General features: G+C 34.9%; 24 protein-coding genes and 1 tRNA gene. 18 read left to right on the top strand and 7 right to left on the bottom strand.

Features of this window, described 5'->3' with window-relative positions; all coding sequences use genetic code 11:
* Positions 1–1,236: a 3-deoxy-D-manno-octulosonic acid transferase gene (locus MTQ00_RS13590; protein ID WP_273651064.1), complete on the top strand. Its 1,236-nt coding sequence runs from the start codon at positions 1–3 to the stop codon at positions 1,234–1,236.
* On the opposite strand, the gene MTQ00_RS13585 is transcribed toward MTQ00_RS13590, so the two are convergent.
* Positions 1,228–1,854, bottom strand: a complete 627-nt coding sequence (locus tag MTQ00_RS13585; protein ID WP_273649695.1) for a deoxyuridine 5'-triphosphate nucleotidohydrolase — start codon at positions 1,852–1,854, stop codon at positions 1,228–1,230. The two genes, MTQ00_RS13590 and MTQ00_RS13585, sit on opposite strands and share 9 nt — an antisense overlap.
* Positions 1,854–2,606, bottom strand: a complete 753-nt coding sequence (locus MTQ00_RS13580) for a glycosyltransferase family 2 protein (protein ID WP_172280806.1) — start codon at positions 2,604–2,606, stop codon at positions 1,854–1,856. The genes MTQ00_RS13585 and MTQ00_RS13580 overlap by 1 nt, the downstream gene beginning before the upstream one ends.
* 146 nt (positions 2,607–2,752) lie before the next feature.
* Here MTQ00_RS13580 and MTQ00_RS13575 point away from each other — a divergent pair, with 146 nt between their 5' ends.
* The 11 genes from MTQ00_RS13575 to MTQ00_RS13525 all read left to right on the top strand — a co-directional run bounded on the left by MTQ00_RS13575 (position 2,753) and on the right by MTQ00_RS13525 (position 13,388).
* The gene (locus tag MTQ00_RS13575; protein ID WP_273649692.1) at positions 2,753–3,220 is read left to right on the top strand and encodes a lipocalin family protein; all 468 of its coding nucleotides are present in this window, start codon (positions 2,753–2,755) and stop codon (positions 3,218–3,220) included.
* Positions 3,221–3,394: 174 nt separating this feature from the next.
* Positions 3,395–6,376 (top strand): leucine--tRNA ligase, encoded by a 2,982-nt coding sequence (locus tag MTQ00_RS13570; protein ID WP_273649690.1) that lies wholly within the window; start codon positions 3,395–3,397, stop codon positions 6,374–6,376.
* A gap of 241 nt (positions 6,377–6,617) precedes the next feature.
* Positions 6,618–7,481, top strand: coding sequence for a MotA/TolQ/ExbB proton channel family protein (locus MTQ00_RS13565; protein WP_172280800.1), 864 nt, complete (start codon positions 6,618–6,620; stop codon positions 7,479–7,481).
* A gap of 62 nt (positions 7,482–7,543) precedes the next feature.
* Entirely contained in the window at positions 7,544–8,152 is a 609-nt protein-coding gene (locus MTQ00_RS13560; protein ID WP_172280798.1) for an ExbD/TolR family protein, read from the top strand.
* A 12-nt stretch (positions 8,153–8,164) separates the two neighbouring features.
* Positions 8,165–8,737 (top strand): ExbD/TolR family protein, encoded by a 573-nt coding sequence (locus tag MTQ00_RS13555; RefSeq protein ID WP_172280796.1) that lies wholly within the window; start codon positions 8,165–8,167, stop codon positions 8,735–8,737.
* A gap of 23 nt (positions 8,738–8,760) precedes the next feature.
* Positions 8,761–9,603: an energy transducer TonB gene (locus MTQ00_RS13550; RefSeq protein WP_172280794.1), complete on the top strand. Its 843-nt coding sequence runs from the start codon at positions 8,761–8,763 to the stop codon at positions 9,601–9,603.
* A 74-nt stretch (positions 9,604–9,677) separates the two neighbouring features.
* Entirely contained in the window at positions 9,678–9,875 is a 198-nt protein-coding gene (locus tag MTQ00_RS13545; protein WP_373428030.1) for a DUF308 domain-containing protein, read from the top strand.
* Positions 9,865–10,737: a PstS family phosphate ABC transporter substrate-binding protein gene (locus tag MTQ00_RS13540; protein ID WP_273649685.1), complete on the top strand. Its 873-nt coding sequence runs from the start codon at positions 9,865–9,867 to the stop codon at positions 10,735–10,737. The genes MTQ00_RS13545 and MTQ00_RS13540 overlap by 11 nt, the downstream gene beginning before the upstream one ends.
* Positions 10,738–10,826: 89 nt before the next feature.
* The gene (locus MTQ00_RS13535) at positions 10,827–12,476 is read left to right on the top strand and encodes a tetratricopeptide repeat protein (RefSeq protein ID WP_273649683.1); all 1,650 of its coding nucleotides are present in this window, start codon (positions 10,827–10,829) and stop codon (positions 12,474–12,476) included.
* A gap of 81 nt (positions 12,477–12,557) precedes the next feature.
* The gene (bshB1, locus tag MTQ00_RS13530) at positions 12,558–13,277 is read left to right on the top strand and encodes a bacillithiol biosynthesis deacetylase BshB1 (protein ID WP_273649682.1); all 720 of its coding nucleotides are present in this window, start codon (positions 12,558–12,560) and stop codon (positions 13,275–13,277) included.
* A gap of 35 nt (positions 13,278–13,312) precedes the next feature.
* Positions 13,313–13,388: transfer RNA gene (locus MTQ00_RS13525), tRNA-His, on the top strand.
* A gap of 372 nt (positions 13,389–13,760) precedes the next feature.
* On the opposite strand, the gene MTQ00_RS13520 is transcribed toward MTQ00_RS13525, so the two are convergent.
* Both MTQ00_RS13520 and MTQ00_RS13515 read right to left on the bottom strand, forming a co-directional pair.
* Positions 13,761–14,096, bottom strand: coding sequence for a DUF3276 family protein (locus MTQ00_RS13520; protein WP_034679055.1), 336 nt, complete (start codon positions 14,094–14,096; stop codon positions 13,761–13,763).
* A gap of 99 nt (positions 14,097–14,195) precedes the next feature.
* Positions 14,196–15,857, bottom strand: a complete 1,662-nt coding sequence (locus MTQ00_RS13515) for an ABC transporter ATP-binding protein (RefSeq protein ID WP_273649677.1) — start codon at positions 15,855–15,857, stop codon at positions 14,196–14,198.
* Positions 15,858–15,947: 90 nt separating this feature from the next.
* Here MTQ00_RS13515 and MTQ00_RS13510 point away from each other — a divergent pair, with 90 nt between their 5' ends.
* The 5 genes from MTQ00_RS13510 to MTQ00_RS13490 all read left to right on the top strand — a co-directional run bounded on the left by MTQ00_RS13510 (position 15,948) and on the right by MTQ00_RS13490 (position 19,830).
* Positions 15,948–16,853 carry a transcription antitermination protein NusB gene (locus MTQ00_RS13510; protein WP_172280784.1) on the top strand — a complete coding sequence of 302 codons (906 nt, stop codon included), beginning with the start codon at positions 15,948–15,950 and terminating at the stop codon, positions 16,851–16,853.
* A gap of 1 nt (position 16,854) precedes the next feature.
* Positions 16,855–17,361 carry a DUF1573 domain-containing protein gene (locus MTQ00_RS13505; protein ID WP_273649674.1) on the top strand — a complete coding sequence of 169 codons (507 nt, stop codon included), beginning with the start codon at positions 16,855–16,857 and terminating at the stop codon, positions 17,359–17,361.
* 5 nt (positions 17,362–17,366) lie between these two features.
* A complete protein-coding gene (gene yajC, locus MTQ00_RS13500; RefSeq protein WP_172280780.1) occupies positions 17,367–17,741 on the top strand; it encodes a preprotein translocase subunit YajC in 375 nt (124 codons plus the stop codon).
* A 154-nt stretch (positions 17,742–17,895) separates the two neighbouring features.
* Entirely contained in the window at positions 17,896–18,630 is a 735-nt protein-coding gene (locus MTQ00_RS13495) for an SDR family NAD(P)-dependent oxidoreductase (protein WP_273649671.1), read from the top strand.
* 351 nt (positions 18,631–18,981) lie between these two features.
* A complete protein-coding gene (locus MTQ00_RS13490; RefSeq protein ID WP_273649669.1) occupies positions 18,982–19,830 on the top strand; it encodes a mechanosensitive ion channel family protein in 849 nt (282 codons plus the stop codon).
* Between the two features lie 65 nt (positions 19,831–19,895).
* Here the strand turns inward: MTQ00_RS13490 and ligD are convergent, their stop codons facing one another.
* The 3 genes from ligD to ku all read right to left on the bottom strand — a co-directional run bounded on the left by ligD (position 19,896) and on the right by ku (position 23,232).
* Positions 19,896–21,773: a DNA ligase D gene (ligD, locus tag MTQ00_RS13485; RefSeq protein WP_273649667.1), complete on the bottom strand. Its 1,878-nt coding sequence runs from the start codon at positions 21,771–21,773 to the stop codon at positions 19,896–19,898.
* A gap of 71 nt (positions 21,774–21,844) precedes the next feature.
* Positions 21,845–22,447 carry a DNA polymerase ligase N-terminal domain-containing protein gene (locus tag MTQ00_RS13480; RefSeq protein WP_273649666.1) on the bottom strand — a complete coding sequence of 201 codons (603 nt, stop codon included), beginning with the start codon at positions 22,445–22,447 and terminating at the stop codon, positions 21,845–21,847.
* A complete protein-coding gene (gene ku / locus MTQ00_RS13475; RefSeq protein ID WP_273649665.1) occupies positions 22,447–23,232 on the bottom strand; it encodes a non-homologous end joining protein Ku in 786 nt (261 codons plus the stop codon). The genes MTQ00_RS13480 and ku overlap by 1 nt, the downstream gene beginning before the upstream one ends.
* Positions 23,233–23,412: 180 nt before the next feature.
* Here ku and MTQ00_RS13470 point away from each other — a divergent pair, with 180 nt between their 5' ends.
* Positions 23,413–23,982, top strand: coding sequence for a Crp/Fnr family transcriptional regulator (locus MTQ00_RS13470; protein ID WP_273649663.1), 570 nt, complete (start codon positions 23,413–23,415; stop codon positions 23,980–23,982).
* The last annotated feature ends 82 nt before the right edge of the window (positions 23,983–24,064 follow it).

Raw genomic sequence — 24,064 nt, 5'->3', positions numbered from 1 at the left:
ATGTCTTTTATTTATAACATACTGATTAATATCCTCATTTTCGGAATGAAAGTATTTTCGTTGTTCAATGAGAAAACTAAAAAAGGAATTGAGGGACGAAAACATTCTTTATCGCTTGTAAAATCTTCATTTTCAAAAACGGATAAGGTAATCTGGATGCATGCAGCAAGTCTGGGGGAATATGAGCAGGGGCTTCCTGTTCTTGAAAGGTTGAAAGAAATTTTTCCACAACATAAAATTCTGATTACATTTTTTTCACCTTCAGGATATGAAAATGTTATCAGGAAAAAACATATCGCTGATGTTATTTGCTATCTTCCTTTTGATACAAAAAAATCTGTAAGCGAGTTTGTTGCACAGTTCACTCCTGAACTATTCTTTACGGTTAAATATGATTATTGGTATAATCTTTTAGCTGAACTAAAAAAAAGGAATGCCAGAATTTATGTGATTTCTGCACTGTTCTATGAAAGGCAATCATTTTTTACATCTTACGGGAAATGGTTTGTTAAACAGCTTCAGTCAAACGTTGATTGGTTTTTTCATCAGACTGAATTTTCCTACGCTCTGGCTAAAAGTATAGGATTGGTAAAATCTTCTATAACAGGAGATACAAGATTTGACAGGGTTAAGCAACTTAGGAGCAGGGATCATCATGTGAAATTTATCAAAGACTTTACAGGAGATCAAAAAACCATTGTTTTCGGAAGTTCGTGGCATGCTGAAGAAAAAATTGCAGAGCTGGTTTCTGTAATGAATCAGGATGTGAAAATTATTATTGCTCCTCATGATTTAAAAAGAGTCCAGAACTTAAAGCAGATGTTTCCCAATGCCTTATTGTATAGTGAAATTTCTGATTCCGGATTTTCGGCTTTCAATCCTCAGCTGTTGATTATTGATAGCATCGGGCTACTATCAAAATTATATTCCTATGCTGATATTGCCGTAGTGGGAGGTGGGTTTCATGATGCAGGTCTTCATAATATTCTTGAAGCGGCGGCTTTTGGTGTTCCTGTTGTTTTCGGAAACCACTACAGAAAAAATCCTGAAGCAGATGAACTGATTTCAGCAGATGGAGGCAAATCTTTTGAAACCGAATATTTGGCTGCGGATTTTATTCTTTTTTTAACCCATAATGAAGAGGTAATTGAAGATATGTCTCAAAGTGCCAGAAAATTTGTAGATGATAAACCCGATTCTTCGGAGCTTATTATTGAAAAGATGATATCATTTTAAGAATCCCTGGCTTTTGATCTCTTTAATGATTAAATCCAGATTTTCAGGAATACGGTCAGATTTAAGCCATCTCATATCAAAACTATTATTGATACAAAGTTTCTGTAGGTAGCGGTTATTTTGAATTTTATCTTCCAGTTCATTCAATTGCTCATCGAACTCAATCCAGTAATCTTCATCAAGCTTTTGTATAGTAAGAAGCGCCTTTATTGCTTTATTGATTAGATAAATGTAAAGCTTATATACAGCATCGAACCTTTGATGATTGAGCTGAGAATTTTGTTCTAAAATTCTGTTGATGAGAAACAGGTGAAGTGATACTTCACCGAATTTATCGGTAGTCACTTTTATGTGTTCAGTTATTTCAGCGCTTATTTTTCTAATAAGAACCAGGAAATATTTTGGATTAGTTATATATTTAGATGCGAAAAGAACTTTTTCTTCAATGATATCTTCCATTTGGGATCTTTTCTGATCCGTTGTTTCTGTATCAATTAACTCAAAATATAGTTTTTTAGAAAGGAGCTTGTCTTTTTTAAGAAGTCTGAAGATCAAACGGTCTTTTTCTATAGAAGAGAAATTACTCAGTGCTGCTTTGAATTCTTTTGAATACTCCATTAATTAAAAATTTTAGAATATTTCATAAACCCGTTCAACGCCCAGTTGGCAGTATAATATAGAGACTTTAACGTAGAAAACTTCATGAAATCTTTGTACACAAGGTACTGATCTTTTACGATATGCTGTTTTTTTCTGGAAACACTCGTTGAATGCATCCTGTATTTTGCCATAGTTTTTGGAAGGGGTTTTCCCACAGGAATTTTCTTTAGTAAATTGAGCCACATAACATGATCTTCCCGTTTGCTGCCTTCCGGAAAGTATTCTTTGCCTACCCTCTGGGAATCATACATCGATGATAGGAGGGATAATCGGCATGTTTTCAGTAAATTGTCAAAAGTTACTTCCTTGTCTGCTTTGAAATCTTCAATCTGAGGAATAAGCTGTTCATTGCATCTCGCATAATTGGAATAGGCAATTTCAGCATTTTCGCGCTTCATGAAGCTGATCATCTCTTCTAAAAAATCAGGCTCCCAGTAGTCATCGGCATCCAGAAAAGTAATAAATCTTCCGGTTGCTTTTTCAAGGGATAAATTTCGAGCATGTCCTGCACCTCCATTTTTTTCCGCAACAGATAACTTTATTCTTGGATCATTTACCTTACGGATTATATCCACAGAATTATCCAAAGACTTGTCATCAGTGATTAGCCACTCCCAGTCTGTAAAAGTTTGGCTCATTACAGAATGAATGGTCTCTTCCAGAAATCTGGAAGAATTATAGCATGGAGTGATTATGGAAACCTCGGGCATACGTGTTTTTATGCAAATATAAGGTTTTAAAATATCTGTTTTATTGAAGGAATTTTAAGAAAATGAAAATTATAATTGCAAAACCTAAAAAAAATGACAGAGTATTTAAAAAAAATCATAATTTTAGGCCTTGAAAAATTTGATACATGAAGAAATTAGCATTACTATTTGCAGGTTTATCATTATTAGTAGCAACCGGATGTAAGGACGACGATACTCAACAGGTATTTCCAATTAACGGACTTTGGCAACCTGTTAAAGAAGTGATTACCACTATTCCGGCAAACGGATCTGGGGTTTCAGATGAAATTACTTTTACCACTTGCCAGAAAGAATCAAGATGGTTGTTCAATGAAGGAAATACCGGAAAAAGAACCGATAAGGATGAAATAGGAACCCCTGCAATATGTAGTACTGTTTCAGACCGAAATTTTACCTATACCTATAGTACAAGTGATAAGAGGATTGAAATCAAGTATCAGGGTACAGTAGTTCCGGACAAAGGAAAAGTAACTACACTCACTGATACGACGCTGAATCTTACCATTGAAGATACTACAGATCCTAATCTATACAAGTCTACCACATATACACTAAAGAGAATTCCTCAGTAATATATATAAGGTTGAAAATAAAGAATACAGATCTCATCTTCGGATGAGATTTTTTTGTTTAAATCAAAGTATGCTAATTAATTAAAAATTAAAGTTCTATTTCTTTTAAAATCTTTATTTTTGTACCTCTTCAAATTTTTTGAAGATTAATTTTAAATAAAATCTATACATAAAGTGTTTTACGATCATCAGCAGATAGAAAAAAAGTGGCAGAAATACTGGGAAGAAAAGCAGACATACAAAACTTCCGATACAACAGATAAACCCAAATTTTATGTTCTCGATATGTTTCCTTATCCATCAGGAGCAGGATTACACGTAGGACATCCTCTTGGATATATTGCATCTGATATTTATGCAAGGTATAAAAGACATCAGGGATTTAATGTGCTTCACCCGGTTGGTTATGACAGCTTTGGACTTCCTGCGGAACAGTATGCTATTCAAACAGGACAGCATCCTGCTATTACTACTGAACAAAACATTAACAGGTATGAAGAACAATTAAGAAAAATTGGTTTTTCATTTGATTGGAGCAGGGAAGTGAGAACTTCAGATGCTTCCTATTATAAGTGGACACAATGGATATTTATCCAGTTGTTCCATTCGTGGTACAATAAAGATACCGATAAAGCAGAGCCTATAGAAACGCTGATTCAGCATTTTGAAGAAAAAGGGACACAAGGTTTAAATGCAAATCAAAATGACGAACTTGATTTCACGGCAGAAGAGTGGAAGAATGCTTCAGATATTGATAAGGAAGATATCTTATTAAATTATCGTCTGGCTTACAGAGCTGAAACGACAGTTAACTGGTGCCCTGCTCTTGGAACAGTATTAGCCAATGATGAAGTAAAAGATGGGAAGTCTGAAAGGGGAGGTTTTCCAGTATTTCAGAAAAAGATGATGCAATGGAGTATGAGGATTTCCGCATACTCTGAGAGATTACTTCAAGGATTAAATACAATAGACTGGCCACAACCTTTAAAAGATTCGCAGGAATACTGGATTGGAAAATCCCAGGGAGCGCAGGTTCAATTCAATGTTGAGAATCACGACGAAAAGATCGAGGTTTTCACCACAAGACCTGATACTATTTTCGGAGCGACTTTCATGGTGCTTGCGCCGGAAAACCCATTAGTTGATACCATTACTACGGCTGTTCAGAAGGCTGAAGTTGATGCTTATATAGAAGAGACTTCTAAGAAAACCGAGAGGGATAGAATGTCTGATGTAAAAAACGTGAGTGGTGCATTTACCGGAAGTTATGCAATCAATCCTTTCAGCAATGAGAAGATGCCGATTTATATCTCAGATTATGTATTGATGGGATATGGAACAGGAGCTGTTATGGCAGTACCTGCTCACGATGAACGTGATCACAGATTTGCAAAAAAGTTTAATCTTGAAATTAAAAAGGTTGTTGAGACCGATGAAGATGTTCAGGAAAAATCTTTTGACTCTAAGACCAGCGTTTGTGTTAATTCAGATTTCCTGAATGGATTATCTTACGATGAGGCTAAAGCAAAAATGATTGCCGAAGTTGAGAAGCGTAATATCGGTCATGGAACTACAAATTACAGACAGCGTGATGCTATTTTCTCAAGACAGCGTTATTGGGGTGAACCGGTTCCTATATATTATAAGGATGGAATGCCATATACTTTACCAATGTCTTCTTTGCCTTTGGAGCTTCCCGAAGTTGAAAAATATTTACCAACAGAAGACGGGGATCCTCCATTAGGAAACGCTAAGTTTTTTGCGTGGGATGAGACTAATCAAAAAGTTGTAGCTACAGAATTAATCGATGAGGTTAATGTATTTCCATTAGAGTTGTCCACAATGCCTGGTTGGGCTGGAAGCTCATGGTACTTCTTAAGATATATGGATCCTCATAATGAAGAAGTTTTTGCTAAAAAAGATATCACTGATTATTGGGGACAGGTAGACCTATATATAGGAGGAAGTGAACATGCAACAGGTCACTTGCTGTATTCCCGTTTTTGGAATATGTTCCTAAAGGACAGAGGATACATCAGTCAGGATGAGCCTTTCCAGAAATTGATCAATCAGGGGATGATTTTGGGAATGAGTGCATTTGTGTATAGAATCGAAATTTTCTTTGAAAGAAATTATACTAGTAATAGTTTACAAAATGATATCTGCTTTGAAATTCCTAATACTTATGCGTCGTATAACGTATTTAAAAAGTATCAAGAATCAAATGTTCTTAATGAAGATTTAAAAGAATATGTTCATGAGCAAGAGATTAAGTATAATGATTTATATAAAAGCTCAGGGTTTACTTTGAAATTTTCTCGATTAGAGTTTACACCAATCCACGTAGATGTATCCTTATTAAAAGGAACATCTGATGAATTGGATACTGAAGCATTCAAACAATGGAGACCCGACTATGCTGATGCTGAATTTATTTTGGAAGACGGAAAGTATATTACAGATCGCGAGGTAGAGAAGATGTCCAAGTCTAAATATAATGTAGTAAATCCGGATGATATCTGTGCAGAATATGGAGCGGACGGATTAAGATTATATGAAATGTTCTTAGGACCATTGGAACAATCGAAACCATGGAATACCCAGGGACTAAGTGGAGTGTACGGATTCCTTAAAAAATTCTGGAACCTTTATTTTAACGGAGATGTATTTGAAGTTTCTGATGAAGAACCGACAAAAGCAGAATATAAAGTTCTGCATACTTTAATAAAGAAGGTGGTTTACGATATCGAAAACTTCTCTTTCAATACCTCTGTATCTTCATTTATGATCGCTGTAAATGAATTACAAAAAATAAAATGCAACAAACGCAATATTCTTGAGCCATTAGCCGTTATCATTTCTCCTTATGCACCACATATTTGTGAAGAGCTTTGGAGTTTGTTAGGACATACCGATTCTATTGAATTTGAAAAATTCCCTGAATTAATAGAATCATATTTAGTAGAAGATGAAATCGAATATCCGGTGAGTGTAAATGGTAAAATGAGGTTCAAATTATCCCTATCTGCTCAATTATCACCCGCGCAAGTAGAAGATTTGGTGATTAATGACCCCAAAATGCAACAGATTTTGGAAGGAAAAACCCCGAAAAAAATCATTGTAGTCCCTCACAGAATTGTGAATATTGTAATTTAAAAAAAAATTAACATTGGCAAATTAAAAAAAATGAAGGCTTAATTTTTTGAAATTTTTAAAGTATTTAAAAATACTGAGAAATATCATTAAAAAAAAAGAGAATAATTGATTTATCGAAATCGTAATAATATTTCGTTATCAAAAAAATGCAAAATGTTTATTTGAGACTATTGTATTTTAATTAATTTTGCCTTTAATTTACAACTTGATAAAATTTTAAAACAATATAATTTAGTTAAATATGGAAATGAATGTTTCAAAAAATGATGAGCAAGTAATTGCTAGAAAGGCAGGAGGTTTAAACCCGGCTATTATTATTCCTATTTTATTCGTTATAGGAGTTTGTATTTATTTATTCGTGCTAGGGAGTCCTGGTAACTTCAAAGATGCAGATAAACTAGGTAGTGGATCTGTAGCTTTTTCAAGTGTTGAAGGAAAAGACATTCACCCAGAGTCGTTTTTAGGTATTATCTACAAAGGAGGGGTTATCGTACCAATCTTGATTACTTTCATGATCACTGTAATCGTTTTCTCTTTTGAAAGATATTTCGTACTTGGTAAAGCAGCTGGAAAAGGAAACTTGGATAGCTTCGTTGTTCAGGTAAGAAGCTTATTAAACCAAAACAAAATTGATGAGGCTTTAGAAGAGTGCGACAGACAACAAGGTTCTGTAGGTAATGTAGTAAAAGAAGGTCTTACGACTTACAAAGCTTTATCTCATGATACGACTTTAAACAAAGAGCAAAAAATGGTGGCTCTTAACAAAGCTATCGAAGAGGCTACAACTCTTGAAATGCCAATGTTGGAAAAGAATATGATGATTCTTTCTACTTTAGGTACAGTTGCAACGTTAGTAGCACTTTTAGGAACCGTAATCGGGATGATCAAAGCATTCTTCGCATTAGGTTCAGGTGGTGGTACTCCAGATGCTGCTGCACTTTCTACAGGTATCTCTGAAGCATTGATCAACACGGCTTTAGGTATTGGTACTTCAGCTATCGCTATTATCCTTTATAACTTCTTTACATCTAAAATTGATGGATTAACTTATAAGATCGATGAGATCGCAATGAGTATCCAACAATCTTTCGCGGAATTCAACTAAGAATTTCCAGCAAGGAATTTGCATTAGCAATAAAAGAAGTTTAATTAAAAATAATAAAAATAATGGCGAGAGTCAAACCAAAAAGACATGGAGTAGTGACGGATATGACCGCGATGTGTGACGTTGCGTTCCTACTACTTACATTCTTTATATTGACCACTCAGTTTAAAAAACCTGACGTGGAGCAGATTAAACCGCCATCTTCAATATCAGAGAAGTTACTTCCTGATGCTAGTTTAATGACTATCAACGCTACTCCGGACGGGAAATTCTATTTCCAACCGGTAGAGAATGCATCAGAGAGATTACAGCTTTTAGATAAAATGGGTCAAAAATATGGTATTACTTTTGACAACAACGAAAAAGCTGCATTTCAAAAAGTACAAGCGATTGGGGTTCCAATGAACCAACTTAAAAGCTATCTTGATTTGCCAGATGACGAGCAGAAGAATTTTAAGAGTCCTACAGGGATTCCTATGGATAGTACAAATAAGCAGTTAGTAGACTGGGTACAACAAAGTTTGAGCGTAAATCCTGAATACAAATTAGCGATTAAAGGAGACGTTACTACTCAATACCCTAAAGTGAAAAGCTTATTTGAAGGTTTAAGAGATATTGATTTTCTTAAATTTTGGTTGATTACATCACAAGAAGGTAAACCTAACGAATAATATCGAGCAGAAATGGCAGAAGTACAAGTACAGGAAAAGGGCGCCAAGGGCGGCAAGGTACGTTCCAAGAAGCAGAGTACCAGAGTTGACATGACTCCGATGGTGGACTTGGGTTTTCTATTGATCACCTTCTTTATGTTCACAACCACGTTTAGTAAACCAAACGTAATGGATTTGGGTCTTCCGGCAAAACCGAAAGAAAAAGATAAAAAGCCACCTCCAACTGAAATTAAACTTTCTAACTCAATTTCTTTGTTATTGGGTAAAGACAATAAAATTTTCTGGCATCAGCAAGATAATACATCTTTAACTGATCAGAATCTGAATGAAACTACTTTTGATAGAGAAGGTGTTAGAAAGGTAATTGAGCAAGCAAAAGCAAATGCGGCAGATAAAAGTAAATTTACTGTAATTATCAAGCCGACAGATGATGCTGTATATAAAAACTTTGTTGATATTCTTGATGAAATGGCAATTACCAAAAGTGAACAATACGGGGTTACCGATTTGAAACCTTGGGAGGTAGCTATTTATAACAAGAAAGTTGGGAATAATGGAGCTGCGGCTGCACCAGCTACAAAGTAATTTAACCATAAAATTGTAAATCTATGGCAGATGAAAATGTATACAGTCAGAATCTTACTTTAGACGAGATTGTATTTGAAAATAGAAACAAAGAATATGGTGCCTATGATCTGAGACATCAGTATCCAAAGCTTCTGACAAGATCTTTTCTTATCGGAACGGCACTATTCCTGATTTTGGCTTTGTCTCCTTTTATTTATCTTACGATTAAAAGACTTACTGCACCAGAGAAGAAAGAAGTAAAAGCTGATTTGGTGGAAATTCTTCAGGAAGATAAAATTATTGAGCAGCCAAAAGAAGAAGAACCACCTCCACCACCTCCACCTCCAAAAGAAGAGAAAATCGAGGTAATTCAGAACGTGGTTCCAGAGCCTGTAAAAGCTCCGAAAATTGAAACTCCACCACCACCGATTTCTAAGCAATTAGAAACAACAACTGGTTTGCAAAATCAGGAGGGGGTTAAAGCTCCGGCTTACACACCTCCACCACCTCCACCATCAACGGGGACTAAAACTTCAACTGCTGAAGTTAAGCCTCAGGTAAGTGACACTCAGGTGTATACAGAGGTAGAGCAAACTGCAGAATTCCCAGGAGGTATTAATGCCTTTAGAAATAAAGTGTCTAGTAACTTTGACGGATCTGCAATGAATGGTGATGAAGGAACTGTAAAAGCTGAAGTAACTTTCGTTGTTGAAAGAGACGGTAGTATTACAGACGTTAAAGCGAGTGGAAAAAGCTCAGACTTTAATGCTGAAGCAGTAAGAACTATTAAGTCTATTAAGACTAAATGGGCTCCTGCTAAGATTAATGGACAATCTGTACGTTACCGTTTCAGATTACCATTAACAATGAATTTTGAAGGATAATTTTTATCTTTAAATAATAATTAAAAAAGAGAAGCATATGCTTCTCTTTTTATTTTTTTTGGTATTTTTGTTATATGATGTTCAATTGGTTATCCCTGGTTACGGGATTGTTTTATATCGTTTTAGGAATTGTAGTTATTTTTTACAAATTCTTCTTTATTATTTTAGAGCCTACTGTAGCGTACCCTCTTGGAGGTGTTATGATTCTGTATGGAATCTTTAGAATTTACAGAGCGGTTTCAAGAATAAAAAATTCAGGAAATGAAGAATAATTTTAAAGTAATCATGCTTTTTGTCTTAAGTATAGTTGCAATAAGCTGTAAAAAAGAAGACAAATCCCCATCCTATTATAAGGGAGATCTTACAATCCTTACTGATGAATCCTTTAAAAGTGTTACTGAAGCTTTAGCCGACGGATACATGATTAATTATCCCGAAGCACACCTAAAGGTAGTTACAAGGAAGGAAGACCTGGGCTTTTTAGATCTTCTGAAAGGAAAGGCCAGAGTAGCGGTAATGTCCAGAGACTTAAGTCCTGAAGAGCTTAAAGCTTTTAAAGAGCAGGTGGGTTCTAAATTTTTGCCTGCCAGATTTGCTGCTGACGCAGTTGTTTTTATTGTTCCAAAAAATTCTACTAGGACCAGTATTTCAATGGATGAAATTCAAAACGGTCTTCTTTCTGATAAAAAGGAATTTATTTTTGACGGGACTAATTCTAGTAACTTAAACTATGTTGCTCAGAAGCTTAAGAAGCAGCCTAAAGATCTCCAATTTTCTGTGATTCCAGGTAGTGAAAATATCATAGAACAGCTCAATAAATATCCCGATAAAATTGGTGTAATAGGTCTTAATACCTTTAGCCGCCCTTATGATAAAACTTCTGAAAAATTAAGGGATATGGTTAAAATATTGCCGGTTGAAAACAAAGGAAAATTATATACTCCGGATTCTGCAGGACTGCGTGAAATGAAATATCCTTTTACTAGAGTTTTGTATTTTTTAACAAATGAAGGAAACTTTAACATTGCCAATGGTTTCATCAGATATTCATGTACCCAATTAGGGCAAATGATTGTGCAGAAGGAAGGTTTGCAACCCTACAATATTTACAAAAGAGAGGTGCAAATGCGTTAAAAAATATTAAATTGACTTTATCCCCCAAATAAATACACTATTTTGGTCTGAAAATTGTGTATAATATTACTCGATTTAGAAAATATAAAATGAAAGATATAATGATTATGAATGTAAAAAAGATTGCTTTTGGAGCAGCGGTGGTATTTTTTGCCAATTTTTCGTTTGCACAAACATTGCAAGATGGTATTAACAGTATCGACAGTGATAAATTTGCCCAGGCAAAGACTCAGTTCACCGATATGATTGCTAAAGCTCCTACTGCTGAAAACTATTTCTATTTAGGAAATACTTTTCTAAGACAAGGTGAGCCGGATTTTGCTAAAGCAACTGAAAGCTTCAATAAAGGTCTTGCAGCAGATAGCAAAAGCTATTTAAACAAGATCGGATTGGCAGCTGTAAAGCTTGGAAAAGGTGATAAGGCAGCTGTTGCAGAAATACAGAAAATTGTTAGCGATTCAAGAGAAAAAGATGCTGAAGTATTGTTCAGAGCTGCAGAGGCTTTAACTTTATTTGAGAAAAATAACTCTCCTGATCTTGCCATTCAATTCCTTAATAAGGCAATTGAAAGGGCACAGAAAAAAGAAGTTCCTGCGAATTATTACTATACACTGGGAGACGCTTACAGATTGAAAAAAATCCCTGGTGATGCTATGACTGCTTATGATAAAGCGTTACCTCTGGCTAAAAATAAAGCTTCTGTTTATACCAGAATGGGTACCTTATGGATGGCTGCTCAGCAATGGAAATTAGCTAAAGAGAATATTGATAAAGCAATTGCTGTAGATGCTACATATGCACCTGCTTATAAAGCTTTGGCTGCCTATGATATTAAATATCAGCAAAATGATAAAGCGACTCAGGACTTGATCAATTATACTAAATATGCGGATGAAGATCCATATACACAATTAGAAATCGCTAAGCTTTATTTTACAAACGAAGATTATAACAATTCAAGAACTGTTTTAGATAAGATCTTTGATAAAATTGATGATCCTATTAAATTCAAATTGAGAGCTTATCAATTATATTCTGAAGGTAAATATGCAGATGCTAAGCAAAACATGGATACTTTCGTTTCTCAGGCGGATAAATCAAGAGTACAACCTGCTGACCAGGGATTACAAGGTTTAATTGCCGCTGGATTGGCTAAGGATGAAAAAGATGCAGCAAAGAAAACTGCTTTAACAACTGAAGCTCAGCAGAAAATAGCTATCGCAAAAGCTGCAAAAGATGAAACAATGAAATGGGATATGGAATTAGCTAAGATTGCCGGAGGAGGAGCTTCTCAGGGATCAGCTGATGCAGGACCTACAAACCCTACCATTGAAGGATTAAAGCAAAAAGTCGCAGCTAATGCACAGGATACAGATTCATTATTCAAATTAGCGACTGCTTACCAGGATGTTAAAAACTGGAACGGAGCTATATTAACATGGCAGAAAATGAGTACACTTCTTCCTGATTGGGCTCCTGCTTATTACAGTTTAGGTTATTCTTACCAACAAGCTGGGAATAATGATGCTGCGAAAATAGCGTATGAAAAATTCATCACTACTGTAAAGCCTGCTGATGTAGAGGCTAATAAGCAAACTTTAGCTTATGCTTACTTTGCCGTAGCTTATATGAGCAAAGATTCTGATCTTGCTAAAGCTAAAGATTATGTTGCTAAGTCTGTTCAGTTGGATCCGACTTATCAGGATGCTGTTAAACTTAACGGTGAGATCAATAAGTAATTTAAAATTTAAATTATATATATTAACTTCCCATTCATAATGTTTGGGAAGTTTTTATTTTAAGCCTTATCTTTGAAAAATATGAAAACAGACATACTTGCTTTTGGAGCGCATCCTGATGACGTAGAACTGGGTTGTGGAGGTACCATTGCCAAATTGATATCAGAAGGAAAAAAATGTGTTATTGTAGATCTTACAAAAGGTGAACTGGGAACAAGAGGAACAGACGAAACCAGAAAAATGGAGGCTGCTGAATCTGCAAAAATTCTTGGGGTTTCCGCAAGGGAAAATTTAGGTATGAAAGACGGGTTTCTTGTTAATTCAGAAGAGTATCAGATGAAGATTGTAAAAATGATCCGCAAATACCGCCCGGAAATCGTCTTAGCCAATGCGATTGATGATAGACATCCGGATCATGCAAAAGGAGCGAAATTAGTTTCCGATGCATGCTTTTTAGCTGGTCTTAGAAAGGTGGAGACTGTAGAAGGAGGAGAAAGTCAGGACGTATGGAGGCCTAAGCATATTTTTCATTATATCCAGTGGAAACATATTCAACCTGAATTTGTAATTGATATCTCAAATTATCTTGATAAGAAAATTGAAGCATGTCTTGCATTTAAAACTCAGTTTTATGATCCGAATTCTACCGAACCGGTAACTCCGATTGCTACAAAAGACTTTCTGGAAAGCTTAACATACAGAGCTCAGGATTTAGGGCGTCTATCGGGAGTTGCTTACGCTGAGGGATTTACGACAGAGAAGTTAATTGCTTTGAAAAATTTTGAAGGAATTGTTTTGTAATTAAAAAATCTTTCCTATATTTGCAACCACAAAACGGTGATTGTAGCTCAGTTGGTTAGAGCGTCGGATTGTGGTTCCGAAGGTCGTGGGTTCGAGACCCATCATTCACCCAAAGAAAGTACACTTTTAAAGTGTACTTTTTTATTTTATACCTTTCTGATGTTTCATTTTTTTATCCAAAAAAATATCAAAAACTTTTAATTTTATTTTAGGATCAGGATAGATTTTTATTTTGATGCTGTTTTAAGGGGAATACTTGATTGAAATAGAATGTGAAGTGATAAATATTAGGAGAATACTTTAGAAGGAGTTTTATAGCATATTTCTAACATATTACTGTTAATGAGTGGTACATCATAATTAGTATTTAAAAGTACCCTTTTGCCCATCTTTAAATTCATTGTCCTTAGAATAATCCTGTAAAAAAATAGACATAAAAAAAGCACCTTTTTTCAGATGCTTGTGTTTTTAGATATTCTTTTTTTATACTTCGTCGTCAGAATCTATAGTATAAGATTTGCTTTTGAAGTCTTTGTCATGTTTTTCTGAAATTACATCCTCACCCTTTTCATTAATGATGAAATCTGTTGACTCATTGAACATTTCCTGGAAACTCTTAAAATCTTCTTTGTAAAGGTAAATTTTGTGTTTTTCAAATGTAGCCTCTCCATTTTCACCGAAGTTCTTTTTACTTTCGGTAATCGTAAGATAATAATCCCCCGCTTTCGTCTCACGCACATCAAAGAAATATGTTCTTCTTCCTGCTTTTAACACCTTCGTGAAAATTTCATTTTCATGGCGTTCCTTGTATTCACTCATTGTTAGATATTTTTTAATCTTGTTAAGAACAAATATAAAAGATTTCTTTTAATCACAAAATTTTTTTTATGATTTATTTAACAATTTTGAATGAATCGGCTAAGCAGTTACAGAATTGGTAATTTCAGTAAGATTAAGGATTTTGTCAGCTCTTTGTGCGCTAGACTCTCTGTGTGTGATAATTATGGAGGTTGCATTGTGGATTTTTGACTCAATATTTTGCAGTATATTTTGTTCGGTTTCGGTATCTAATGCAGATAAAGAATCATCAAAAATAATGATATTTGGATCCTTAATTAGGGCTCTGGCGATACAAATTCTTTGCTTTTGTCCTCCCGAAAGCATCACTCCACGCTCTCCAACCGTTGTTTTATACTGTTCTTTAAATCCTATGATGTTTTTATGAACGTCTGCGATTTTAGCATATTCTACTACTTTCTCATGGGACGGATGGTCGATCGCAAATCCAATATTATTTTCTATAGTATCCGAGAATAAATAGCTCTCCTGAGGAATATAGCCAATAAAATCCCTGTACACTTCGAGATTGTGGTCCTTAAGATTTTTCCCGTCAATCAGAATTTCACCTTCAGTAGGGTCTATCAAACGGCATAGCAATAAGGCGATCGTAGATTTTCCGCTTCCTGTTTTCCCCATAATCGCCAATGATTGTCCCGCATTAATTGTAAAGCTTAAATTTTCTAAAGCTTTTATTCCTGTGTTAGGGTACACATATGAAACATTTCTAAATTCAATATCTCCCTTGATTTTATACTGATCAGAATTTTTGTTAATGATTTCAGATTTTTTATCCAAAAACTCATTAATCCTCTGCATGGAGGCTTCTGCTCTTTGATTGACAGATGTTACCCATCCTACCATTGAAAAGGGAAATATAAGAGTGTTGATGTACATGAAAAAGTCGGCTATTTTACCAATACTCAATTGTCCTGCAATGTATTTTTGTCCACCTATAACAATGATGGCTACGTTAAGCAATCCGATTACAAATAAAATAATGGTGAAAAAATAGGCTTCTGTCTTTGCCAGATCTAATGCCTTGTCCTGATAGTCGGTTACTTTTACCCCGTAATTCTTTTTGATGTAATTTTCTCTCGCAAAGAATTTTACAACTCTTATTCCCGAAAAGCTATCCTGCACAAAAGTTGAAATGCCGGATTGGCTTTTCTGCATTATTTTTGACTTCTTGTTAATGATTGAGCTTACTTTAAAAATAAGGTATGATAAGATCGGAAGCGGCAGTAAAGTCCACAAAGTCATGGACACATCCGTTTTTATCATGTAGATGCTTGTAATAAGAAGCAAAACCAATAAATTAACGACATACATTACTCCTGGTCCCAGATACATTCTTACTGCTACAATATCCTCGCTCAACCGGTTCATGAGGTCACCGATAGTCGTCTGCTTATAGTCTGTAAGGGAAAGCTCCTGATAGTGTCTGTAGATTTTATTTTTAAGCTCATATTCAATTCTCCTTGACGCTACAATAATGGTCTGTCTCATCATGAAAGTAAAGAATCCCGTCAATAACGAACAACCAACAATTATGGCAACGTAAATTAATACCTGCCTGTTGAATCCCATTTGTCCGTTTTTGGTAAGTTCATCAACCGATTTTCCTACAAACTGAACTTTATATGTATTAAAAAAATTACTGGCAATGATAAATAACAGCCCCCAAAACAACAATATCTTGTGTTTCCAAAAGTAGGGGTTCAGGGTTTTTAAAGCTTTCATATAGTTTTACAAAATTACAAAAATACCTTCACACTACGAATTCGATAAATTTTAAATTTTGTATCTTTGCACCCATAAAAAGCTCTTTGAATGTTAGGAAGAAGACAAATCCGTGAAAAAGTGGTGGAAAATGTGTATTCATACTACCAGAATCCGATTAAATTTGATGTTTTAGAGAAAAACATGTTTTCGGGTATAGAGAAAATCTATCATCTCTATATTTACCAACTGAATTTTTTAGTAGGTCTAAAGGCGCTTGCTGAAAACCAGATGGAAATTGGGAAGAAAAAATATCTGAAAACAGATTCTGATATTAATCCCAACCAGAAATTTATTAACAATCAGGTGTTGATCAAACTAGAGGAAAACCCTGAGAGGCTATTCTTTACAGGGCAACATAAAGAATTGAAATGGGATTTACATGATGATCTATTGGTAAAAACTTTCCAGAGAATTACAGCAGGGAAACGTTACCAGGATTTCATGAAAGTAGAAGAATATTCTTTTGAAGAGGACCAGAAGTTTATCGGAAAATTATTTTTGCGCTATATCGCTGAAAATGAAGATTTTCATGATTACCTTGGAGACAAGGAACTCACCTGGTCTGATGATATTCACATTTCCAATTCAATGGTTCAAAAGACAATTGGATTTCTGAAAGAAGATGAAGAAAGCAGAACATTAATCAAAATGATCAAGGATGAAGATGATAAGGCTTTTGCAGCTAAACTTCTAAGAGATACTTTGAACAATTGGGAAAATAATGAAAAGAAACTAAGTGAAAGATTGGAAAACTGGGATTTGGAAAGAGTTTCTTTAATGGATAAAGTTATTTTGTCTACCGCTATATCGGAACTTGATAATTTTCCTTTTACACCTTCAAGAGTTATTATCAATGAATATATTGAAATTGCTAAAGTATTTGCTACAGACAGATCCAATATCTTCATTAACGGAATTTTAGATAAATATTGTAAAGATCAAAATAGAATTTAACATGAAAAAGACGTTATCAATTATCGCTTTGTCTATTATAGGCTTTGGTTTAGTTTCTTGTAAAAAAGAAAACAAAGAGGCTCAAACTGCTGAATCTGTAGCAACAGATTCCTCTGCTGCTGCAACAACTCCCGCTGATTCTGCGGTAGCTCCTGCAACAACAGAAGCGGCAACTCCGGCTCAATCTAACCAACCTTCAACTTCACTTGCTTTATCTGAAAGCAACTTCGATTTTGGAAATATCAAAAAAGGAGATAAAGTAGAGCATGTTTATGAAGTAACCAATACAGGTAAAAATCCATTGGTAATTTCTGAAGTTAAGCCTGGATGTGGATGTACAGCTCCTGACTTTACTAAAGAGCCTATTTTACCAGGTAAAAAAGGAAAGATTACCTTACATTTTGATTCTTCAAGTTTCGATGGAAATGTTCAGAAATATGCTGACGTATATGCGAACGTAGAAAAATCTCCAATTAAATTAACATTCACTGCGAATATTCAACCTTAATTAAAATGAATACATTAACCATTTTTTTACAGGCACAGCCGGCAGGAGGATCATCTTCAATGATGCTGATCATGATGGGTGTGATGTTTGTAGGTTTTTATTTCTTAATGATAAGGCCACAAATGAAAAAACAGAAGCAGGAGAAAACCTTTCAGGAAAATCTGAAAGTAGGAAGCAGGGTAGTACTAACTTCAGGCCTTCATGGAAGAATTGCTCAAATCCAGGATGATGGTTTTGTTATTGAAACATTATCAGGAAAGTTAAAGTTCGAAAAAGCGGCTGTATCAAGAGAATTTACAGACAATCGTTTTGGAGAAAAAGCAACTAAAGCAGCTGAAAAAACTGCTGAGAAAAAAGAAATTGATACTGAAAAGAAATAATTTTTTAGTTTAAAAGATAATATAACCGGCGCGGCGAACTTTGTTCACCGCGCCGGTCTTTTATATAGAGATAAGCCGACAAAAATGGTAACCAATAAATTCCTGTTGGCATTAAATCCTTACTATTTTTATAGTTTTAAATTATCTTTGTCCTATGAAGCAAAATATACACAAAACAGTTCTTATTTTAGGAGCAAATTCTGATGTTGCAAAACAATCTTTTAAGCAGTATCTGCAAAAAGGATACTCCGTAATTGCGGCTTCCAGAAATACGGACTCGCTGGAAAATTTTGTTAAAGAAAATCAATTAGATCAAGCGAACATTAAGATTATATATTTTGATGCTTCCGATTTTGCTTCGCATCAGCAATTTTATGATAACCTGGTGATAAAACCTGCTATTGTAGTTTATGCAGCCGGATTTCTGGTTGAAAATCAAAATGCTTTGCTTGATTTTAAAGGTGCATACCAGATGATGCAGGTAAACTATATGGGTGGGGTTTCAATTCTTAATATTATTGCTATGGACAAAAGTAATAATAACCTTGAGAGAATTATCGGACTTTCTTCACTTTCCGGAGTAAGAGGAAGAAAAAGCAATTTTATATATGGAAGCACAAAATCTGCCTTCACACAATATTTAGCCGGTCTCCGACAGGAATTATCTTCAAGAAATATTATTGTCAATGCATTGGTCATTGGATATATTCGTACTAAAATGAATACAGGTCTTAAGCTTACGGAATCCCTGATAATGGAACCGGATTATGTTGCGGAATTTGTGGTCAATGCAGGGAGCTCATTTACTATAGTCCCGAATTTTAAATGGAAAATTATTTATTTTATTTTGAAAATTTTGCCTGAAAGTATGGTGGCAAAATTACCATGATATTTTTCGCTGAATTTTTATTTTTCTAAATAAATTTTAATTAAACTCTTAAATCTGTTTATTTTTAATTTTTAAGTCTCAAAAAGACTACTCTTTTTCAAAAAAGGAGTACGGTATAGAAATTGGAAATCATTCTTTTTTTCAGTATTTTTAAAATCTGAAATGATTCTTTTACCTGAATAAATTTCGAAAAATGATCATTGAGTGCACCTGAACAGGTCGTTCTGCTATCCAATACTTTTTATTATATAGATTACTTTAAACCAGGGTTTAAGGTTAATTTTTTTATGGTATGTGGATCGTTTCAGGATTTATCAGAAAAATAACATATCAATTTAAATAAATACAAAAATGGATGATTTAAAATTAGACAACGTTCAACAACAGTGGGACACCTTCTTGACCTCAGCTATTGCATGGGCACCGAAAATTATTACAGCTGTGATTTCAGCATTCCTGATATATCTGGTAGGATCGTGGATGATCAGGATGATTAAAAGACTTGTTGAAAAAGCCTTTAAAAGGCGTAATATGGAGCCGTCCTTACAGCTTTTTTTATTAAATATTATCAATTGGGGACTTAATATCCTGCTCTTTATTGTAGTGGTTACACAATTAGGAGTACAGACTTCAGCCTTTGTCGCCATGATAGGTGCTGCCGGATTAGCGGTTGGATTGGCTTTACAGGGATCTTTAACGAATTTTGCGGGAGGCATTCTTATTTTATTATTAAAACCATTTAAGATCGGAGACTTTATTTCGGCAAGTTCCGGAGTATCCGGAACGGTAAATGCAATAGACGTTTTCCATACAAGGCTTATTACGCCTCAGAATCAGTTGATCGTAATCCCTAATGGTGAAATCTCTAACAAGAGTATTACCAATTATACGCAGTTGGGAACAAGAAAAACGTGGTTTGATATAGGAGTTTCTTATAATGCAGATCTAAAGCAAGCTAAAGAAATACTGCTGGAGGCAATACATCAGAATGAATATGCTCTTAAGGAACCAGCGCCACAAGTAGTTGTTACCGAGCTAGGAGATAGTGCAGTGAATTTGTCTGTAAGGGTAATGACCACTAATGAAAATTTCTGGGCAATGAATGAAGAATTGATTATAGCTTGTAAGGCAGCCCTTGATAAGGCAGGAATTGAAATTCCTTTTCCACAAAGGGATGTACATGTATTTAATAATAACTAAAAACCTTATAATGAAAAACCTGCATTGATAAAATGCAGGTTTTTTTATTTCATCAAGGCGTTGATTTATCCTAAATTCTGCAATAAATCTAATGCCTTCATCATATCTATTTCCTTTCCTAAAACCGGTTTAAATAAATCTCCTTTTTCTTTAATCCTGTCAAGTGCGTTGTGGATATTGAAATCTGTAGGTTTTAATCCGGGCTTTAATTCTTCCCATGCAATCGGCATAGAAACCGAAGCTCCCGGTTTTGGACGTAAGCTGTAAGCACTTGCCAACGTTTGTCCTGTTCTGTTTTGAAGGTAATCCAGATAGATTTTCTTATCATCCCTTTTTTGAAGGCTTCTTTCTAAGGTGGTTATTTTAGGAAGTTTTTCATTGACCTGTTTCATGACAATATGAGCAAAATCCTTTACCTGATCGAATTCATAATTACCTCCCATAGGAATATAAATGTGAATTCCGGTACTTCCTGATGTTTTACAATACCCTTTCACTTTAATTGACTTCAGTACTTCATTTACCTGTAAAGCGGTTTCAATAACATCATCAAATGTATTTTTTTTAGAGGGATCGAGATCAAGCACTAAATAATCGGGATGTTCAAGATCAGGGAGTGAACTGTTCCAAGGGTTGAGATCTATACAACCTAGATTATTAAGATAAGCGAGTGTGGCTTTATCATTACAGTAGATATAATCAATGTACTTATCGTTGGATTCAGAATAAACCTGTGTTGTTTTTACCCATTCCGGAGTATTGTCACTGGCATCTTTCTGATAAAAACCTTGTTCTTCAATTCCGTTTGGGAAACGGTTTAAGGATAACGGACGGTTTTTCAGATGCGGTAAAATATATCTGGCAACGGATTGATAGTATTCAATTACATCTCCTTTTGATATATCATCATCCGGAAAATATATTTTATCTTGATTTGTCAATTTTACTTTATGCTTATCTAAAGTAACTTCCTTTTCTTTTTCTGTATTTTTTGATGATGTGGTGGCTTTCATTTTTTTAGGTTTTTCATTTTTTTGGTTCACTTTATTGGCGGAATCATTGATTTCTTCCGGGTTTTTATCCTCCCGGATCGTGATAAAAACAGGATGTCTGAAAATTCCGTCCTTGGTGATTTCAGAATATTTGATTTCACAAACCAGTTTCGGTTCTACCCATGTGACTGGCATATTGGTTTTGGGGATCTTGTCAAACGGTGAATTTTTTATGGTTAACTTTTCCAAACGCTGATGAAGTTGATGCAAAGATTCACTATTGAATCCCGTTCCTGTATGTCCGGAGTAAATGAGCTCTCCACCTTTATATTTTCCTAATATCAATGCTCCGAAGCCTTTTCTGGAACCTCTGGGTTCTGTGAATCCACAGATAATGACTTCTTCAGTACTGGTGAATTTTATTTTTAACCAATCAGAAGTTCTATGATTTTCAACATACTGGCTATCGGATTTTTTTGCGATCATGCCTTCAAGTTGCATTTTTTCCATCTGATTGAAAAAACTGATTCCATTTTCAGGGATATGGTCACAATATTTAATCATTTCTGTTTCTACCAATGCTTCTTTTAACAGCTCTTTTCTTTGCAATAATGGGAGTTGTTCGGTAGAATGACCATTCAGCCAAAGCAGATCAAAAACCTGATATACAAGGGCGAGATCAGGATTATCACCAATCTGTTGTAATAGTTGGAAATTGGGCTTTCCGTTTTCGTCATAGGCCACAATTTCTCCATCCAAAATCATTTTTTGCTTTTGAAGACTAAAGTCTTGGGTAACTTTTCTGAATTTTGATAAAAAAGAAATTCCGTTTCTTGAATAAAATAAAGGATCATTTTTGCTCAGATCGGCTATAGCCCTGTAGCCGTCCCATTTGATTTCAAAGATCCATTCCGGGGAATCAAATGCTTTTTCATAGGACTTCGCCAACATAGGCTTAATGAAAGAGGTAAGCTTCTTTTCATCAGCTAATGCATTGAATTTTTTAAATTCAGGCTTTGATGTTATGACTTCTTTTTGTTGTTTTTTGGGCTTTTTTTTTCCTCTAAGAATTTTGTCACCAAAGATTTGGGAGAGGTATTGTCTTCGGCATTATAGCCAGCTTCTGCAAAGTCATCCTTATGTTTTATGAGTAACCAGGAATTCCCTTCCGTGTTTTTCATTTTTACCAAAGCAAATTCACCTTTCAGCTTTTTACCGTGTAAAATAAATTTCAAAGATCCTGAATGAAGTTCTTTCAACAATTCTTTTTCGTCAGAAAGCTTGCTGTCTTTCTCTAAAGGTTCATAAGTTCCACTATCCCAGACTTCGACTTGTCCGGCTCCATAATTTCCTTCGGGTATATTTCCTTCGAAATCTTTATAGTCATAAGGATGGTCTTCAACCATCATAGCCAGACGTTTATCCTTTGGATCTAATGAAGGACCTTTAGGAACTGCCCAGCTTTTTAGAACCCCTTCCATCTCTAAACGAAAATCATAGTGAAGATGTGAGGCCGCATGTCTTTGGATGACAAAAATAAGCTGATCCTTACTCTTTTTTGTTTTGCCTTTAGGCTCACTTGTTTCGTTAAATTTCCTTTTTTCGTTATAATCTTTAAGAGCCATCAGGATGCGTTTTTAGATTTTGAACTTTGTAAACTGGCTTTTAATTGAGCCATCAAATCAATTACTTTTCCTTCTTTTGCAGGTTCAGCTTTCTGAGCCTTAACACTCTTACCTTTAGCTTTCTGTTTAATGATCTTCATGAGTGATTCAGAGTAAGTATCCTTATACATCGTAGGATCAAACTTCTGGGAAAGCTGCTCAATAAGGCTTACTGCCATTTTTAATTCTGCAGGTTTAGGAGCTTTTTTAGCCGGGATTTTTAAATCATGGTAATCTCTTATTTCCTGATCAAAGCGTAATCGGTTGAGAATAAGAACCTCTTCTTTGTATGGCCTGATCATACCTATTGCTTCACTTTCGCGCAATACAAATGTTCCTACACCTACCATTTCGGTTTCTGTTAAAGCTTTCATGAGAAGCCTGTAAGCATTTTCCCCATTTTTCTGGGGCTCAAGAAAATATGGATTTTCAAAATAAACACTATCTACTTCAGATTCTTTTACAAACTGGTCGATCGATAATATTTTGCTTTTTTCAGGACTTGCCGCTGCATAATCCTCATCGTCGAGAACAATATACCGGTCTTCCATCAGGTAAGCCTTCACAATATTTTCCCACTTTACTTCTTTCCCTGTTTTTTCATTAACTCTTTTGAATTTAATATTAGAAAAGTCAGATTTATCCAGCATGTCAAGATCCAGTTTGCTGGTTTCTGTTGCTGAATATATTTTAACAGGGATATTTACTAAGCCAAAGCCAATGGCGCCATTCCAGATTGCTTTCATTGTACTATGTTTGTTTAGATAACGTACAATGATTGTGCCGTATGAAAAATATTTACGTAATGTGGTACTTTATTATGATTTTATAAAATGTAAAAAGAAAAATGTGTTTTTGTTTTATTCTCAATTGACAATTGAGAATAAAAAGTATTTGTATATCTTTAAAATACTAATGAATAAAGAATGAAAGAGCTATTCAGTTACATAAGGAAATTCGCGGAACTAAGTGAAGAAGAGGAAGACCTGATTGCTGTTGGAGTACAGGAACTAACTATCCAAAAAGGAGAGGTATTTGTAGAGGCGGGCAGGATAAGCCAGATGATTGCTTTTGTAAAAGAAGGTGTATTTCGTTCATTGTATTATAATAAACAAGGAGACGATTGTACACGATATTTTATTTATGAAGGCCGGTTTATCGGAGATTTTCAGGGTTTTGTTAATCAGACCCCTTCTAACGAGTATATAGAAGCAATTACGGATGGAACTTTATGGGCCATAGATTTTAATCATTTTAAAGCCATAGAAAGCAGAATATCTGTTTGGCCGGTTCTGATCGCTAAGTTGCATGCTTTTGTAGCAGAGAATAAGCTAAAGGTTGCCAGCACGATGCTGAGCCTGGATGCGAAATCCAGGTATCTTCATTTTCTGGATCATTATCCAGGATTGGCAAACCGTGTTCCTCAGGCAATGTTGGCATCTTATCTCGGAATTACACCCTCCTCATTCAGCCGGATCAGAAAAAATATAATATAGATTTCCCTTTCTTGTCAAATGACAATTGCCCCCTCGTATTCATGCTATAGTTTTGCTCTGTAAAAAGAGATAAATTATAAAA

The organism is Chryseobacterium sp. B21-037 (genome assembly GCF_028570785.1).
Lineage (GTDB): Bacteria > Bacteroidota > Bacteroidia > Flavobacteriales > Weeksellaceae > Chryseobacterium > Chryseobacterium proteolyticum.
This window is presented reverse-complemented; position numbering and strand designations above follow the sequence as displayed.

Excerpts from the sequence above, each read along its gene's own strand:
- ligD (WP_273649667.1), bottom strand. The coding sequence starts at position 21,773 with ATGTTGGCGAAGTCCTATGAAAAAGCATTTGATTCCCCGGAATGGATC.
- MTQ00_RS13575 (WP_273649692.1), top strand. The coding sequence starts at position 2,753 with ATGAAGAAATTAGCATTACTATTTGCAGGTTTATCATTATTAGTAGCA.
- MTQ00_RS13560 (WP_172280798.1), top strand. The coding sequence starts at position 7,544 with ATGGCGAGAGTCAAACCAAAAAGACATGGAGTAGTGACGGATATGACC.
- MTQ00_RS13510 (WP_172280784.1), top strand. The coding sequence starts at position 15,948 with ATGTTAGGAAGAAGACAAATCCGTGAAAAAGTGGTGGAAAATGTGTAT.
- MTQ00_RS13480 (WP_273649666.1), bottom strand. The coding sequence starts at position 22,447 with ATGGCTCTTAAAGATTATAACGAAAAAAGGAAATTTAACGAAACAAGT.
- ku (WP_273649665.1), bottom strand. The coding sequence starts at position 23,232 with ATGAAAGCAATCTGGAATGGCGCCATTGGCTTTGGCTTAGTAAATATC.
- MTQ00_RS13505 (WP_273649674.1), top strand. The coding sequence starts at position 16,855 with ATGAAAAAGACGTTATCAATTATCGCTTTGTCTATTATAGGCTTTGGT.
- MTQ00_RS13490 (WP_273649669.1), top strand. The coding sequence starts at position 18,982 with ATGGATGATTTAAAATTAGACAACGTTCAACAACAGTGGGACACCTTC.
- MTQ00_RS13520 (WP_034679055.1), bottom strand. The coding sequence starts at position 14,096 with ATGAGTGAATACAAGGAACGCCATGAAAATGAAATTTTCACGAAGGTG.
- MTQ00_RS13565 (WP_172280800.1), top strand. The coding sequence starts at position 6,618 with ATGGAAATGAATGTTTCAAAAAATGATGAGCAAGTAATTGCTAGAAAG.
- MTQ00_RS13470 (WP_273649663.1), top strand. The coding sequence starts at position 23,413 with ATGAAAGAGCTATTCAGTTACATAAGGAAATTCGCGGAACTAAGTGAA.
- MTQ00_RS13585 (WP_273649695.1), bottom strand. The coding sequence starts at position 1,854 with ATGGAGTATTCAAAAGAATTCAAAGCAGCACTGAGTAATTTCTCTTCT.
- MTQ00_RS13590 (WP_273651064.1), top strand. The coding sequence starts at position 1 with ATGTCTTTTATTTATAACATACTGATTAATATCCTCATTTTCGGAATG.
- bshB1 (WP_273649682.1), top strand. The coding sequence starts at position 12,558 with ATGAAAACAGACATACTTGCTTTTGGAGCGCATCCTGATGACGTAGAA.
- MTQ00_RS13555 (WP_172280796.1), top strand. The coding sequence starts at position 8,165 with ATGGCAGAAGTACAAGTACAGGAAAAGGGCGCCAAGGGCGGCAAGGTA.
- MTQ00_RS13515 (WP_273649677.1), bottom strand. The coding sequence starts at position 15,857 with ATGAAAGCTTTAAAAACCCTGAACCCCTACTTTTGGAAACACAAGATA.
- MTQ00_RS13545 (WP_373428030.1), top strand. The coding sequence starts at position 9,678 with ATGATGTTCAATTGGTTATCCCTGGTTACGGGATTGTTTTATATCGTT.
- MTQ00_RS13495 (WP_273649671.1), top strand. The coding sequence starts at position 17,896 with ATGAAGCAAAATATACACAAAACAGTTCTTATTTTAGGAGCAAATTCT.
- MTQ00_RS13580 (WP_172280806.1), bottom strand. The coding sequence starts at position 2,606 with ATGCCCGAGGTTTCCATAATCACTCCATGCTATAATTCTTCCAGATTT.
- MTQ00_RS13550 (WP_172280794.1), top strand. The coding sequence starts at position 8,761 with ATGGCAGATGAAAATGTATACAGTCAGAATCTTACTTTAGACGAGATT.
- yajC (WP_172280780.1), top strand. The coding sequence starts at position 17,367 with ATGAATACATTAACCATTTTTTTACAGGCACAGCCGGCAGGAGGATCA.
- MTQ00_RS13535 (WP_273649683.1), top strand. The coding sequence starts at position 10,827 with ATGAAAGATATAATGATTATGAATGTAAAAAAGATTGCTTTTGGAGCA.
- MTQ00_RS13540 (WP_273649685.1), top strand. The coding sequence starts at position 9,865 with ATGAAGAATAATTTTAAAGTAATCATGCTTTTTGTCTTAAGTATAGTT.